Raw genomic sequence first — 15,136 nt, forward strand, 5'->3', positions numbered from 1 at the left:
AGTCTGTAGATCTACTTTTAGCCGCATTTAAATCATGCGGCTTTGCTTTTTTTATAAAGGCTTGGCAAGATCAAATCAGGATATAATAGGAAAAATAGATGAGAATTTTGCTTGCAGAAGATGATCGCTCTCAAGCTGAAAGCATTCAATCATGGTTAGAGTTAGACGGTTATCAAGTAGACTGGGTTGAAAGAGGTGACTATGCACTTACGGCAATCGAACAGCATGATTATGACTGTATTTTACTTGATCGGGGGCTACCTCAACTGGCTGGTGAAAAGGTTTTAACAACGATCCGCCATAAACAAAAAAATGTTCCTGTTATTTTTATTACTGCACGTGACAGCATTCATGATCGGGTAGAGGGGCTAGATTTAGGCGCAAATGATTATTTGGTTAAGCCTTTTAGTTTAGAAGAATTATCGGCTCGCATCCGCGCTCAATTACGCAAACAAACTTTGAGTCAGCAATCAATTTTAACGTGGGGCGATCTGCAACTCGACACACAAGCAAAAGTTGTATTAAGTGCTGGAAAGTCTATCGATTTAACGGCAAAAGAATTTCAGATATTACGTAAGCTTATGGTACATCCCGAGCATATTATTACCCGTGATCAATTAGAAGAAGCACTCTATGCATGGGGTGAAGAAATTGAAAGTAACGCGATTGAAGTATTTATTTATCAGCTTCGAAAAAAAATTGGAAGTAGCAGTATTAAAACCATACGGGGGCTAGGCTACCGTATGGGAGATTTAAAATGAAATCGAATCGCTCATCCTTACAGTCGCAACTGGTTAAAACCACGATGTGGAGCAGCGTTGTGGTGGGGCTGTTGGCATTAAGTTTACTCACCATATTTTCGATCTATCACAACATGTCAGTGCAAGACGAAATCATGGATGAAATTTCAGATACTTTGCTGGTTTCTGACCTTTCTGGACACTCCATGAAACAGTTTGATGAGCTGAGTGATGAATTTGATATTCAATATGAGTTATTAAACACAGGCCAAGTATTGACCCATTCTCATAGCTATCAGCATGAACTTTTTGAACAGGGTAACTTGTCAGAAGGATTCTCATATTTTTGGTTTGATGGTCAATTATGGCGTAGTCTGGCTGCACAACAAGAAGACTCTCAACTACAAGTTGAAGTTTTTCAACCAATGAGTACACGTGTTGAAGAGGTACTTAAAGCACTTGCCGGATATAGCGGCCTTATGGTGTTGTTCTGGCTGCTGCAATGGGTGATTGTAAGTTGGCGTACCGGGCATCAATTGGCTGCACTAAATTTACTTTCGAAGCGAATTGCTCAAAAAACTGCATCAAATTTAGAACCAATTCAAGAACCAGATGTCATTACAGAAATTCAACCTGTTATAGATGCTTTAAATCAGTTGCTTGCAAGATTGCAAAGGGCTCTCGTTGCTGAACAGCGTTTTACCGCAGATGCTTCGCATGAGCTACGTTCTCCGTTATCCGCCATACAAATGCGTCTTCAAGTTTTACAGCGTAAATACCAGCATCTTCCGGAGCTTCATCAAGATTTTGAACGTATACAAGAAGACGTTTCTAGAAGTACAAAGATACTTGAAAATTTACTCCTGCTTGCTCGTTTGGAACCGAATGAAGCTGAGCAGCCACAACTTCCTAAGACAGTTATCGATTTAAATTACTTACTGGCAAGAGTTATTGAAACTGTAGATTTAGATGCGAAAGCTAAACAGATGTTGATAGAGACAAATACTTTATCGACAGAAACTAAAACGTTTGCAAATGAAGAATTACTATTTATTGCTTTTAGAAATTTATTTGATAACGCCATTCGTTATAGCCCGAATTTAGGCTCTATTCATGTTGAGATTGGTCGTCATGAACAGCAAATTAAGGTGTCAATTGAAGACACGGGAAATGGGGTGGATGATGAGGTGTTGCTACGATTAGGGCAGCGTTTTTTTCGGGTACTCGGTACTCAGCAGCAAGGTTCTGGGTTAGGAATTTCAATTACGCGAAAAATTATTGAATTGCATAATGGCACATTACATTTTATGCATGCCGAACAAGGTGGTCTGAGGGCAGAGATTATTCTTCCTTCATAAAAAATAGCATGGTTACCCATGCTATCCATTTTTTGTTTTCCCACGAATATTATTGAAACGCGAGTGTATTTTTTATTTAGTTAAAATTAGACGATTGTTGCGAGTGAGGCGTAAACGATATTCCTCGCCAGCATGCATAATGCGGATTTCACGGCCTAATGCAAATAGGTTGTTAGAATGTAACATTGGTAAGGCGTGAGCTGTGTCATTGTTACGAGTAAATAAGCTAAAAGGTGCGTTCATTTGTTGTGCTCCGTGGTATGTTCTTGAACGATTTAAATGATAATCATTATCGAATAGATCTGTCAATGAGATTTTTAAGATTTTATAAAATGATAAAATTTGCTTACACTTGAGAAAAGTTTTAGAGAGTAGAAAAATGCCCAAACCGATTGTTGATGTCGCAATAGCTATCTTAATTCATCGTGGAAAAATATTAGTTGGATGGCGCCAAGAAGAGCAACATCAAGGCGGAAAGCATGAGTTTCCCGGAGGAAAGGTTGAGCAGGGTGAAACGCCAGAAGAAGCCTGCCGCCGTGAAATCTATGAAGAGGTGGGTATTGGTTTAAAAGATTGGCATCAGTTTAATTATATTCACCATGAATATGATGACATTATCGTCAACCTTCATTTGTTCCATAGTTATGTACCTGATGAGTTATTAAATCTTATTCACCAACCATGGGCATGGTACACACGTGATCAGCTACTTCATTTAAACTTCCCTAAAGCCAATAAAAACATCATAAAACGACTCTATTGGCCTCATCTCATCAAAATTAGCAATACGCTTAAACCTCTAGAAAACAGTGATGTCTTATTGTATTGGCGTATTGAAGAATTTGAACCGCAGTATATAGAGCAATTAACTGCTTTAGATGAAGGGCAACGATCAAATTTAATTATAAATGTAGATATCTGGCAGCAATTAAGCCCTGAATTACAAAAACAGATTAAGACCGTTCATTTAAAACAATCTCAACTCATGAATTTGCATAAAGGCGATTTAACAGTGGGGGTGCGATATATTGCCGCTTGTCATGATGCAGTTTCTTTAAAACAGGCTCAGCAGATTGGTTGTGATGCTGTTTTTATTAGTCCTGTAAAAACAACAGCGACTCATCCCGAAGCTGTGGCATTAGGTTGGGAGCGTTTTAGTGAGCTTGCCCAAAATAGCCAGATTCCGGTTTTTGCTTTAGGGGGAGTACATCCGGACGATTTAGCCACTGCACAGCAGCATGGTGCATATGGCTTAGCGGGTATTCGTAATTTCTAATGAGAAAATAAATAAGCATTAAAAGCTAAAGGGCTTTTAATGCTTGCTGTGCTTCTTGAACAGTTTTTTGATTATTGCGTTGTTGACCAGCTTTTAAGATGACCAACCAAAGCTGCTTTTTCATTGGCTGACTTTGGGCAAAGCTCAAACCACGTCGTGCTAAAGACTCAGCATTAGAATATTGTTGTTTATGATTTGCCGTAAGTGCAAGAAATAAATAAGTCTCAGCTGCTTGCGGTGCTAAACGCTGTGCTTGAAGTGCATAGCGCTCAGCCTCTGACCATTGCTGGTTTTTATAAGCCTGCTGCGTTTTTTGCATTAACACTTTAAATGCCGGTAGCTGGCTGCCATCATCACTAAAATGTTGAGGCTTTTTTTGCTGAGGAACAATCACCTGTAAATTTTTGCGTTGAATTTCCGGATGGTCATAAGGCGTAATTTTTACGCCTGATGGAGTTTCCGTCTTTTTAACAGGAGGAGTAGGTGTTTTCTGTTTGGAGTCAGAATGATCAGGCAAAGTTGTACAGCCAACCATAAGAACAGCACCAATATAAAAAACACCTTTCTTCAACATATCCTAATTTCCTGTTAACGCTTAGTTGTTATAACTACCACTCGATATTACATGCGTGTTGTTTGCCAGATCTTGTTCCATCTGGTTTTCACTTTCACGAATATAACTGTCGGTATTATCATCCTGAGATTCAGGAATTGTGTTATCACTTTGTGGTGTATATGTTGGATCAACTTGATAATAAGGTGCTCCACACGGGGTAGCGCGGTGCGGAACCGTATGCGTTAACATTGGAATATACATAGCACCATCACAAGCTTGAGCAGATAAATCACCAGTTGCACGGTCAATCCACTGCCACTGTACAGTGTCTGGTTGACGTAGATTCACAGGGGTTTGACGTAATTGTTTCATCACATTAATCCATACTGGCAACGCACCAGATGAACCCGTTAATCCTGTTACTTTGTTGTCATCTAAACCTAACCAAACTACAGCAACGTGATTACCTGAGTAACCCGCAAACCATGAGTCACGTGTATCGTTAGTCGTACCTGATTTACCTGCCAATTTTAAAGCTGGAGATAAGCTGTTATAAGCTGAGCGACCCGTACCTGAAGACATGACCTGTTGTAGGCCATAATTCATGATATAGCCAACAGATGGATCAATTGTTTGTTGAACATTAAGGCCATAACGATCAAGTAGGCGGCCGTTGGCATCTACGACAGATCGAATCGCACGTGTTGGATATTTAAAACCACCTGTAGCGAAGTTCTCATAGATTCCCAATACTTCCATTGGTGACATATTGACTGCCCCAAGGAAAATAGAAGGGTAGGCAGGAATTGTTGACTCGACACCAAATTTTCTTAAATTATTGGTAAAAGTAGATAAACCAAACTCTTGACCCAAGCGTACAGCCGATAGGTTATATGAGTTTGCTAATGCTTCACTCAAGCTTACAATGCCATGTCCGCCACCACTATAGTTTTTAGGCGTCCAGCTTTTACCACCATCTACAGGAACACTAATTGGTGCGTCTTCAATTTGGGTTGCCCAGTTGTAGCGTCCTGATTCAATAGCACTTAAATAAATTACAGGTTTCAATAAAGAACCGACTTGACGTTTTGCATCTAACGCACGGTTGAAACCAGTAAAGTCTTGTGTAGAGCCAACTGCTGCAACCAGTTCGCCATTTTCAGGATGCGCAATGAGTACAGCACCTTGTAAATTTTTCAAACGTGATGGATTACTATTTGCCAAGCGATCTACAGAAGCTTTAAAAGCATTTTGAACTTGCGTTTGAGTAATTGGGTCTAAAGTCGTAAAAATACGTAAACCCTGATTAGTTAAATCACTTTCTTGATATTCTGTACGTAATTGACGACGCACAATATCTAAAAAGTCTGGGAATTTTGCAGGACCTAAACTTGGTTTACTTAGCACATTTAAAGGACGTGCAATTTCATCTTCATATTCTGATTGAGTTAAATAACCCATTACACGCATGTTATTTAACACGGTATCGCGGCGTTTTTTCGCACCTTCAGGGTTTTTCCAAGGATTATATAAAGAAGGACCTTGCACCAAACCGACTAAATAAGCTTGTTGTGAAACATTCAGTTCACGTAATGGTAAACCAAAATAAAATTGTGAAGCCAAACCATAGCCATTAATTGAGTAGCTACCATTTTGGCCCAAATTTACTTCATTTAAATAGGCTTCTAAAATTTCACCTTTGCTGTAATGTAGCTCAATGAGCAAAGCCATTAATGCTTCATTAACTTTACGTTTTAAGGTGCGTTCAGGTGTAAGGTAGAAGTTTTTAACTAATTGTTGAGTTAGGGTGGAACCACCTTGACGCTTTCCGCCTGTAATATTACTCACCAATGCACGAGCAGTACCACGAATTGAAACTCCGTGATGATGATAGAAATTACGATCTTCTGTTGAAATTAAAGCTTCAATGAGTGGTTTAGGAACCTTATTCAGTTTAATTAGAACACGGTCTTCATTATGTTGAGGATAGATCCCTCCAATTAATAAAGGTTCTAATCGTGCAACACCTGTTGAAGAGGGTTTTGTGCTACGAACCTCAGCAACTTGATCATTTGCAAAACTTAACTCTAGTACCTGTTCTGGTTCAACACTATCGCCGTAATCAAAACCACGCGTGTGGATATACATATTGCTACCTTGAGCAACATACGTTCCAGACTTGTCATAATTACTTGAAGCTTTGTAACCCAAAAGTTTTAATTCTTGAGTGAAGTTTGCTTGGGTAATAGGCGCATTGTTATAAATTTCTAAAGGTCGTGCGAACACTTTGGCAGGAATATCCCACCGTTGCCCTTCAAATTTTTCACGGATAATATTATCTAGACGAATCAGATAGATACTAAGAGCAATAAAAGCACCAATGACCAAAATGGAAAAGATTAGTGCAAAGAAACCGATACCACGTTCAAACTTCATAAAAATGAGATAAAACCCTAACAATGCCTGTAATGATGCGATAGCTTGTCATCAATTTGCAATGATAAAACTGTGAATAATTAGAAAACTTAGATTGAATTTTACAGCATCTTGTAGTTATGTTTTTTTAAATTAATCAGGTTAATGTTATTATAGGCAAGTATCGCAGCGGAGCTTACTCATTCGTGCAAATTTCACATAAGTCCTTCAGAAACGTCGGGTTAATCGGTCGACCAGATAAATCATCAGTTGTAGAAACACTATGTTTAATTCATGATCATTTGTTGAACCTAGGCTTAAACCCCATTTTTGATCAGGAAACTGCTGAATTAGTGCCTTATGACCATGCACAGGTAGTGAGCCGTCATTTATTAGGTGAAGTTGCTGATTTGGTCATAGTAGTAGGAGGGGATGGTTCATTACTCCACGCTGCAAGAGCTTTAGTTCGCTACAATACGCCTGTAATTGGCATTAACCGAGGGCGATTAGGTTTTTTAACTGATATCAAACCTTCAGAAGCTATTTTCAAACTCGACCAAGTGCTTCAAGGACATTTTCAACTTGACCGTCGTTTCTTACTGGAAATGGAAGTAAGAACAAATGGTGAAGTGATTTATGATGCGATTGCTTTAAACGATGTCGTTTTGCATTCGGGCAAATCGGTACACATGATTGACTTCGAGCTTAATATTGATGGTCAATATGTTTATCGCCAACATAGTGATGGTTTAATTGTTTCGACCCCAACCGGATCGACAGCTTATGCTTTGTCAGGTGGTGGACCAATTTTACATCCAAGTATGGATGCTATTGCATTAGTTCCAATGCATCCCCATACATTGTCATCACGACCTATCGTAGTTGGTGGTCAAAGCGAAATTAAAATCGTTATTCGCGAAAATCGGGTATTACCAATGGTGAGTGCAGATGGACAACATAGTGTCTCGCTCAATGTTGGAGACAGTTTACACATTCGTAAACACCCATTTAAACTAAGTTTATTGCATCCACCAGGTTATGATTTCTATATGGCCTGCCGTACCAAACTTGGTTGGAACCAAGATTTTGAATCTTTTCAAAGAGATGAATCATGAATATTGAACAAATGCTATCTGTTTTAAACCCTGAAATTGTAGAGCGTTTAAAAACAGCAGTAGAGATTGGTAAATGGCCAAATGGCGTTGTTTTAACAAAAGAGCAGCGTGAGACTTGTATGCAAGCTGTGATTGCTTGGGAGTTAAAAAACTTACCAGAAGATCAGCGTAGCGGTTATATTGACCGTGGAACGAAAGAAGAAGGTGAAGAGTGTGATGATGATCATCACAAGCATGAACCTGAATTTAAACCAATTCGTTTTGTTTGAAATCACTTTCAGAATAAATCTTATTTAGCATTTGCTATCGCGTGGGCGACATGGATGTCGCCAGTTGAGCAACAGTACAAGGAAGTACTGTTTGCTCAACAAAAGATTTTTGTTACTTTTCATCTTTGAAAAGTAAGTATTGCCTATATGTAGCAATATAAGAAAAACATGCAATACAAGGCTGTATGATCTTATATTAGTTTTATTGGCTTGAATTACGTGTTTCCCATAACACTTTTGCTTTTTGCATCGCTTCTTCAAAACTAGCAATAACTCCCATGGTATATAGCGCGATTCCGATGGTTTCTGTTACTGCCATTTCCCCATATTCATGGTGCTGTTGACCAAGCCATACTGCCTTAAAAGTAGCTAAATCTAGCTCTTCTTCAATTGGGCTTCGTTCTGGCGTGAGCTTTGGCAACTCATGTTCATAGAGTTCACCATTTTTAATGCCACAGATGAGTGTTTTGGCATCTGGATTTCGTTCAAACTCACCACCTTCACCTTTAATGACTGCGCTATTTTGATAGCCTAAGCGGAATGCACTATGTTGGTGGGAACTTCTGTAGGCCGGGTGGAATATTGCTTGTAAGGTGGCCTTGGCATTAAAAGGATTAATTAATCGGGCTAAAGTATGAATTGGTGAACGTAATCCCATGACATTTCTTAGAGAAATCAGTTCGCTTAAAACTGGTGAAATTACCTCTAAGGGTAAGTAAGCGAAATTTTGCTCTGCTAATTGAGTGCGAACTTCTTGTTCAGAATGGCAAATTTGATAACCAAGATATTCTAAAACTTGCTCGGTATAAACACGGTTAAGCGTATGACCTGACGCGCCATGCATAACAATCTTATGACCATGCTGTGCAAGTGTAAGAGCGGCTAACAAAAACCATGGATAGTGTTTTCGTTTACCTGCATAAGATGACCAGTCTAAATCGACGTCTAGAGGTTCAAAATGAAGCTGGTCTTTGGTCGCTTGTACGAATCCTGCAAGTTCCTCAATAGATTCCTCTTTAACCCGAAGTAACATTAAAAATGCGCCTAACTGCACATCTAAAACTTCACCTTTTAAAATCATGGTAAATGCTTGATAGGCTTCTTCGTAGCTTAAAGAGCGAGATCCGGTTTTCCCCTTACCTAAAATACGGACATATTGAGCAAAGGGATGTTCAGCATCTTTATAGATATTACGTTTAGTATTCATCGTAGTTCAAAACAATAAAAATGATGGGATGTAGGCAGCTCAAAATGAAATGTCCACAAGTATTTAATCAATATGACATAAAAAACTGCTGAAAAAATATCAAAAGTGTTTCTTATACTAAAGTCTTAGGATTGCCTGAGTGTTTTTTATGCGTATCAGCTAAAAATTTAACCGAATCGTTATTTAATTCGAGTACACTTTCTCGTGCTTTTTTGAGCACTCATATCATAATTTTATGTGATTCTCCTATATCTTCAGCTTTTTATTGAAAAAGTAAGAGGTTATTTCTAGCTACTCAAAGTGGTTAGAAACTTCAGGTATTCTCCTGTTTTAGAAAACATCTATTTTGTTTTCATTGAGGTAGTAGGAAGGTTTTTTGTTCACAAAAAACCATTTCCCTTTTGCGGTGTTAATGTGAAAGGTTAGGGCTGTGTATTCGTAAAGAATAGACGTTTCATTTTGGTATTTCCAACGGACTTGGAAATATAGATTGAAGTAAAGTTATGGCTAAAAAACCGATTTATAAATCACTTTATTTTCAGGTGATTATTGCGATTATTGCAGGTATCTTGGTGGGACATTTTTCTCCAAGCTCCACGCAAATTGTCAATGGTGTTGAACAACATATCCCAGGTTTAGGTGAGAAACTCAAGCCATTAGGTGATGCCTTTATTCGTTTGATCAAGATGATCATCGCTCCAGTTATTTTCTGTACCGTTGTAAGCGGTATTGCTGGTATGGAAAGCATGAAGTCAGTCGGAAAAACTGGCGGCGTTGCATTGTTATACTTTGAAATCGTTTCAACAATTGCACTTCTAATTGGCCTTGTTGTAATTAACATTGCTAAACCGGGTGTAGGGATGAATGTTGACCCTACTACTCTTGATACTTCGGGCATTCAAAAATACGTCAGTTCTGGTGAGTCACAATCTACCATTGATTTCTTAATGCACATCATCCCAGATACGGTTGTTGGTGCATTTGCAAATGGTGAAATCTTACAAGTCCTTCTTTTTGCAATTCTTTTTGGTTTTGCTTTACATAAGTTAGGTGATGCCGGACGTCCAGTTTTAAAATTTATTGATCAAGTTGCACATGTGTTCTTTAACATTGTGAATATGGTCATGAAATTGGCTCCGATTGGTGCATTTGGTGCGATGGCATTCACTATCGGTAAATATGGTGTTGGTTCACTTGTACAATTAGGGCAGCTCATTATCTGCTTCTATATTACGTGTTTACTCTTCATCTTCTTGATCTTGGGTACAATCAGCCGTGTTAGCGGATTTAGTATCCTTAAGATGATTCGCTTAATTCGTGAAGAGTTATTAATTGTACTTGGTACATCTTCTTCTGAATCAGTTTTGCCTCGCATGTTGCGTAAACTTGAAATTGCAGGTTGTGAAAAATCTGTAGTTGGTTTAGTGATACCGACAGGTTATTCATTTAACCTTGATGGTACCTCAATTTATTTGACCATGGCTGCAATCTTTATTGCTCAGGCAACAAATACACAGCTTGATATTCAGCATCAGATTACTTTGTTACTAGTACTCTTAATCTCATCTAAAGGTGCAGCGGGTGTAACAGGTTCTGGCTTTATTGTGATGGCAGCAACTTTATCTGCTGTTGGTCATATTCCAGTGGCAGGTTTGGCATTGATTTTAGGTATTGACCGTTTCATGTCAGAAGCACGCGCATTAACCAATCTTGTAGGTAACTCTTTAGCAACGATAGTCGTCGCAAAATGGGTCGGTGCTTTAGATAAAGATAAGTTGAATGATGCTTTGAATAATCCAGATGAAGTCGACAGAAAAATGATGGAACAAAAAACTCCTCAAGTCGCTGAAGGTCTAGATTAATTCAAATAAACCTATATAAAAAAGGAAGCTTTAGGCTTCCTTTTTTATTGGCTGACTGAAAAGTACAGTTTTAATGAGCGGCTATGCCATGACAGTTGCTAAAAAAATGATTAGCATGCACAGCAATGAGATTCGATAAAACAATAAAGCTGAAGGAAAATATTATGTTGGCATACGATGCAGATTTAGAATTATTCCGTGATAATTTTAAACGTTTTTTGAGTGAGCATATTGCGCCACATTACGACCAATGGGAGCGTGAAGGAATTATGCCGCGTTCTGTCTGGAGTCAACTGGGCGAAAATGGCTTTTTATGTGTGGATGTCCCAGAAGAATATGGTGGTTACGGTGTACCAACCTATTATTCATTAATGTTAGTTGAAGAATCTGCACGTGCTGGTTTTTGTGCATTATCAACAGCGATTTCTTGCCACTCTGAAATTGCTGCACCGTATATTTTACATATCGGGACAGAAGAGCAAAAACAATACTGGTTGCCGAAAATGGTAACAGGCGAGGTTGTGGGTGCAATCGGCATGACTGAACCGGGAGCAGGTTCGGATTTACAATCAATGCGTACCAGCGCCATTTTGCAAGACGATCACTATTTATTAAATGGTTCAAAAACCTTTATTTCAAATGGACAACATGCTGATCTTGTTGTACTCGCAGTAAAAACAGATCCTCAAGCGCGTGCCAAAGGTGTATCGTTACTATTAGCAGATACGCATTTAGAAGGCTTTAAAAAAGGCACAAATCTCGACAAAATCGGCCTGCATTCTCAAGATACTTCTGAACTATTTTTTGACAATGTAAAAGTGCCTAAAGACCAGTTACTCGGTCAAGCTGGGCAAGGTTTTGCTTATTTAATGCAAGAGTTACCTCGTGAACGTACAGCCATTGCATCTACTGCAATTGGGGCAATTCGTGGTGCAATTGATTTGGCAACAGCGTATGTAAAAGAGCGCCAAGCATTTGGTCAACCTATTTCACAGTTCCAAAATACTCGTTTTGTTTTAGCACAAGCAAAAATTGATGAGCTTGCAACAGCAGCTTTCTATGAAAGAAACGTTGCCTTATATCAAGAAGGTAAACTAGATGTAGAAACGGCTGCAGCATTGAAAAGTTTCAGTAGTGATATGCAAATGAAAGTCGCTGATAACTTACTACAACTTTTCGGTGGTTATGGTTATATGACTGAATACCCAATTTCACGTTTCTTTGTAGATGCCCGTATCCAGCGTATTTACGGTGGTACAAACGAAATTATGAAAGAAATCGTAGCACGTGGATTAATTGGCAAAGCCTAGTTAAGCAGAGAAAAACAGCCTGTCTTAGAACAGGCTGTTTTGTTTTTAACTATTTAGTTTTCTGTTGAATGACAGGATAGTCTTGTTGTTTTGGTAATTGCTGTAATACATGATTCATCTTTCTTAAAAACTCATCTGCTTCATCTTGATGAAATGAATCTTCGGTGTATGCACTACGTTCTTGAATATTGATACTACAACCTCTTATTTTCATATTTTTAGGATTAAATGACCAGTCATTTGGATCCTTTAAAGTTATGTCTAAATCACTTTCACAGCTTTTCCATAAACGTAAAAACTCATTTGATAACTCTGCTTTAAATCCTGGTGCAGGATAGACCGAAAATCCTTTCATTTCAGGATTGGAAAACTGTATAAACATGTCAACTGGCATTCCACCCCAAATGATGGCTGTGTCTGCCGGTAAAGAGATACCTGATAAATTTCTTTCTTTTAAAGCATGCGTTTGCTCAAATTTCTGCCTGAAATGTTGAGATTGATAGGTCAGCTTGGTTTTGGGTGGAATTGGAATACCACGAACTTGACTGCTGGTAGTCGTTATATAATATGGAGAAGGGTCTGTACCATTGCATCCTGCAATTATTGGGCAACCACCACAACCTGTTAAAGTGAAACTGGTGAAGCCAAGTAGGCTTAAAATAATAATTTTATTCATTCTATTTTACTGTTGTTATGACGTCTTTAGGTAGTATAGCTAATCTACACATTGAGACGAGCTCAGCTTTTAAAAATCGAGTAAGTTTTTATTGGGCTGTCTTCTGCTTCTGCTCATCAAATAAAGATTTACAGCTTTCTAAATTTTGAGATGAAGCAAACATAAGGGCTTTGGGTAAACTCGCATACAAATTTGTAATGTGTTGTTCAGCTGGGTTATAAAAATGCCAATAAGTAAATTGATCTGAACGCTTTTTTTCTAAAGCTTTAAAGAAATCTGTTTCATTAAATTTATTGTTAAGTTGAGTACGAGGGCCGCCTTGTTCATGGGTACCGACCGTGGTTAAAAGCATCGGAGAGTGACTTTGTTTTTGACTTTGCCAATGATTTAACTGTTGAAATAACATGCCTTGATCGAACCAAAGAGAAGGGCTTGCAGCAAAGTAGCGTTGGAATGCATCAGGCTTTTGAAAAAAATGATAAAGCACAAATAGGCCTCCAAAAGAATGCCCATAGAGACTTTGTTGTTGGCTATTAACTGGAAATTGTTTCGCAATTTCAGGCTTGAGTTCGCTATCTAAAAACGCAATAAACTGATCGGCACCACCATATTTATATTTACCTTGTGCTTGAAATTCAGCAGAAGGTTTTGGAGTGTAATCATAAGCACGCTTCTGCACATCAAAGGTTTTTTGCTGAGGGTAACCAACCGCGACGATCATGAGCGGGTCTAAGCCTAATTTGGTAGAACCAGCTCCAATCGATTGAGCAATATTGGCAGCACTTGGAAATGTTGCATTGCCATCTAATATATAAAGTACTGGATAACCATGTTGGGGTGGAGCAACAGGCGGTTTATAAATTTGAATAAGATAATCATGACCTGTATGTTTAGATTTAATTTGAAATTGTGCCTGATTATTTTGAAAAACGATTTTTGATTGATTTTGTACAGACGTTTGAGCCAAAACAGAACAGCTTATTAAAGTACTTAATAAAAAACTTGAAGATAAAAAGAAAAATGATTTATGCATAATGGGGAATAATAAAATTTATTATGCAAATGATAAATGAAAATCATTATCAAATAAAGTGATCAAAGAAATGTGCGCAAAAAGGTTAATGAAAAAAGCTTTTACAGCCATATTGCCTAACAAATCAAAGCAGACTATTGTTATACTCTCGTTCAAAAGATGATTTTACTGAGGCTGCATTCTAATGATCAACGATGATCAAAACAAAACGACTTCTCTTAGTTTGGAACAAATTCGCGAAGATATTGATAGTGTAGATCAACAGATTCAAGAATTATTAAATCGCCGCGCAAGCCTTGCTGAAGCTGTTGCAAAAGCTAAATTTGCTTCCGAAGAGAATCCTTTGTTTTATCGTCCTGAACGTGAAGCACAAGTCTTACGTAAAGTCATGGAACGTAATCAAGGTCCTTTGTCTGATGTAACCATGGCGCGTTTGTTCCGTGAAATTATGTCTGCTTGTCTCGCTTTAGAAGCTCCGCAAAGTATTGCATTTTTAGGGCCAGAAGGTACTTTTACTCAATCTGCTGTACTTAAACACTTTGGTAAAGATGCAGTTGTTCGTCCATTACCAACAATTGATGAAGTGTTTCGTGAAGTAGAAGCGGGTAGTGCACATTACGGCGTAGTACCAGTTGAAAACTCATCTGAAGGTATTGTGAACCATACTTTAGATTGTTTTAAAACATCGAATTTAAATGTGATTGGTGAAGTTGAATTACGTATTCATCATCAATTCCTCGTCTCTGAAAATACACGTAAAGACAGTATTAAACAGATTTATGCACACCAGCAAACTTTGGCTCAATGTCGTCAATGGTTAGACGCGCATTATCCGGGTGTTGAACGTGTTGCTTTAAACTCAAATGCAGAAGCTGCACGTCGTATTCGCAACGAATGGCATTCAGCAGCGATCGCGTCTGATATCGCAGCAGGCATGTATAATCTTGAAATCCTACATAGCAATATTGAAGATAACCCTGAAAATACCACTCGTTTCTTAGTGATTGGTCGTGAAAAGATTCCACAAAGCGGTAATGATAAAACTTCATTATTAATTTCAGCGCATGACCGCGCAGGTGCTTTATTAGAAATTTTAGCGCCATTTGCAAAACATAATATTAGCTTAACAAGCATTGAGACACGTCCGGCATTACCTGAAAAATGGGCCTATGTATTCTTTATCGATTTAGAAGGCCATATCGATCAAGAGAATGTTGCTGCGGCAATCAATGATATTCGTCCAATGGTAAAAGAGCTTCGTATTTTAGGTTCTTATCCTGCTGCTGTTCTCTAATTATTCATGTTGGAATAATGACATG

At 38.3% G+C, this 15,136-nt stretch carries 14 protein-coding genes; 8 read left to right on the forward strand and 6 right to left on the reverse strand.

The genetic code is table 11. The annotated features are described in order from the left end of the window. Positions 1 to 98 precede the first annotated feature (98 nt). Positions 99 to 761: a response regulator transcription factor gene (locus tag SOI81_RS05410; protein ID WP_005073466.1), complete on the forward strand. Its 663-nt coding sequence runs from the start codon at positions 99 to 101 to the stop codon at positions 759 to 761. Beyond that, positions 758 to 2,098 (forward strand): sensor histidine kinase, encoded by a 1,341-nt coding sequence (locus tag SOI81_RS05415; RefSeq protein ID WP_320541345.1) that lies wholly within the window; start codon positions 758 to 760, stop codon positions 2,096 to 2,098. The genes SOI81_RS05410 and SOI81_RS05415 overlap by 4 nt, the downstream gene beginning before the upstream one ends. Positions 2,099 to 2,170: 72 nt before the next feature. Here the strand turns inward: SOI81_RS05415 and hemP are convergent, their stop codons facing one another. Then, positions 2,171 to 2,341: a hemin uptake protein HemP gene (gene hemP / locus SOI81_RS05420; protein WP_002118129.1), complete on the reverse strand. Its 171-nt coding sequence runs from the start codon at positions 2,339 to 2,341 to the stop codon at positions 2,171 to 2,173. Between the two features lie 136 nt (positions 2,342 to 2,477). Here hemP and SOI81_RS05425 point away from each other — a divergent pair, with 136 nt between their 5' ends. Beyond that, positions 2,478 to 3,374 (forward strand): NUDIX domain-containing protein, encoded by an 897-nt coding sequence (locus SOI81_RS05425; RefSeq protein ID WP_320541346.1) that lies wholly within the window; start codon positions 2,478 to 2,480, stop codon positions 3,372 to 3,374. Between the two features lie 25 nt (positions 3,375 to 3,399). On the opposite strand, the gene SOI81_RS05430 is transcribed toward SOI81_RS05425, so the two are convergent. Continuing rightward, positions 3,400 to 3,948: a tetratricopeptide repeat protein gene (locus SOI81_RS05430; RefSeq protein ID WP_224991384.1), complete on the reverse strand. Its 549-nt coding sequence runs from the start codon at positions 3,946 to 3,948 to the stop codon at positions 3,400 to 3,402. 21 nt (positions 3,949 to 3,969) lie between these two features. After that, positions 3,970 to 6,366 carry a penicillin-binding protein 1B gene (mrcB, locus tag SOI81_RS05435; RefSeq protein ID WP_320541347.1) on the reverse strand — a complete coding sequence of 799 codons (2,397 nt, stop codon included), beginning with the start codon at positions 6,364 to 6,366 and terminating at the stop codon, positions 3,970 to 3,972. 185 nt (positions 6,367 to 6,551) lie between these two features. Here mrcB and SOI81_RS05440 point away from each other — a divergent pair, with 185 nt between their 5' ends. Both SOI81_RS05440 and SOI81_RS05445 read left to right on the forward strand, forming a co-directional pair. Beyond that, complete coding sequence (locus tag SOI81_RS05440; protein ID WP_016145893.1) at positions 6,552 to 7,460, forward strand: NAD(+) kinase; 909 nt, start codon at positions 6,552 to 6,554, stop codon at positions 7,458 to 7,460. Next, positions 7,457 to 7,729, forward strand: coding sequence for a YeaC family protein (locus SOI81_RS05445; RefSeq protein WP_002118245.1), 273 nt, complete (start codon positions 7,457 to 7,459; stop codon positions 7,727 to 7,729). The genes SOI81_RS05440 and SOI81_RS05445 overlap by 4 nt, the downstream gene beginning before the upstream one ends. Before the next feature lie 202 nt (positions 7,730 to 7,931). Here SOI81_RS05445 and SOI81_RS05450 read toward each other — a convergent pair whose 3' ends face one another. Further along, the gene (locus tag SOI81_RS05450; RefSeq protein ID WP_320541348.1) at positions 7,932 to 8,936 is read right to left on the reverse strand and encodes a glycosyl transferase family protein; all 1,005 of its coding nucleotides are present in this window, start codon (positions 8,934 to 8,936) and stop codon (positions 7,932 to 7,934) included. Positions 8,937 to 9,439: 503 nt separating this feature from the next. Between SOI81_RS05450 and SOI81_RS05455 the strand changes: the two genes are divergently transcribed. Together SOI81_RS05455 and acadL are read left to right on the forward strand one after the other, a co-directional pair. Next, on the forward strand, positions 9,440 to 10,798 hold the full coding sequence (locus tag SOI81_RS05455) for a dicarboxylate/amino acid:cation symporter (protein ID WP_320541349.1): 1,359 nt from the start codon (positions 9,440 to 9,442) through the stop codon (positions 10,796 to 10,798). 164 nt (positions 10,799 to 10,962) lie between these two features. Continuing rightward, positions 10,963 to 12,108: an acyl-CoA dehydrogenase family protein gene (gene acadL, locus SOI81_RS05460; protein WP_239975110.1), complete on the forward strand. Its 1,146-nt coding sequence runs from the start codon at positions 10,963 to 10,965 to the stop codon at positions 12,106 to 12,108. A 49-nt stretch (positions 12,109 to 12,157) separates the two neighbouring features. On the opposite strand, the gene SOI81_RS05465 is transcribed toward acadL, so the two are convergent. Both SOI81_RS05465 and SOI81_RS05470 read right to left on the reverse strand, forming a co-directional pair. Beyond that, positions 12,158 to 12,784: a hypothetical protein gene (locus SOI81_RS05465; protein WP_320541350.1), complete on the reverse strand. Its 627-nt coding sequence runs from the start codon at positions 12,782 to 12,784 to the stop codon at positions 12,158 to 12,160. Positions 12,785 to 12,872: 88 nt separating this feature from the next. Next, positions 12,873 to 13,817, reverse strand: a complete 945-nt coding sequence (locus tag SOI81_RS05470; RefSeq protein ID WP_239975112.1) for an alpha/beta hydrolase — start codon at positions 13,815 to 13,817, stop codon at positions 12,873 to 12,875. Positions 13,818 to 14,001: 184 nt separating this feature from the next. On the opposite strand from SOI81_RS05470, the gene pheA reads away from it, so the two are divergent. Continuing rightward, positions 14,002 to 15,111 (forward strand): prephenate dehydratase, encoded by a 1,110-nt coding sequence (pheA, locus tag SOI81_RS05475; RefSeq protein ID WP_002049199.1) that lies wholly within the window; start codon positions 14,002 to 14,004, stop codon positions 15,109 to 15,111. Positions 15,112 to 15,136: the final 25 nt, after the last annotated feature.

It is taken from the genome of Acinetobacter pittii, from assembly GCF_034067285.1.
Classification (GTDB): Bacteria; Pseudomonadota; Gammaproteobacteria; order Pseudomonadales; family Moraxellaceae; genus Acinetobacter; species Acinetobacter pittii_E.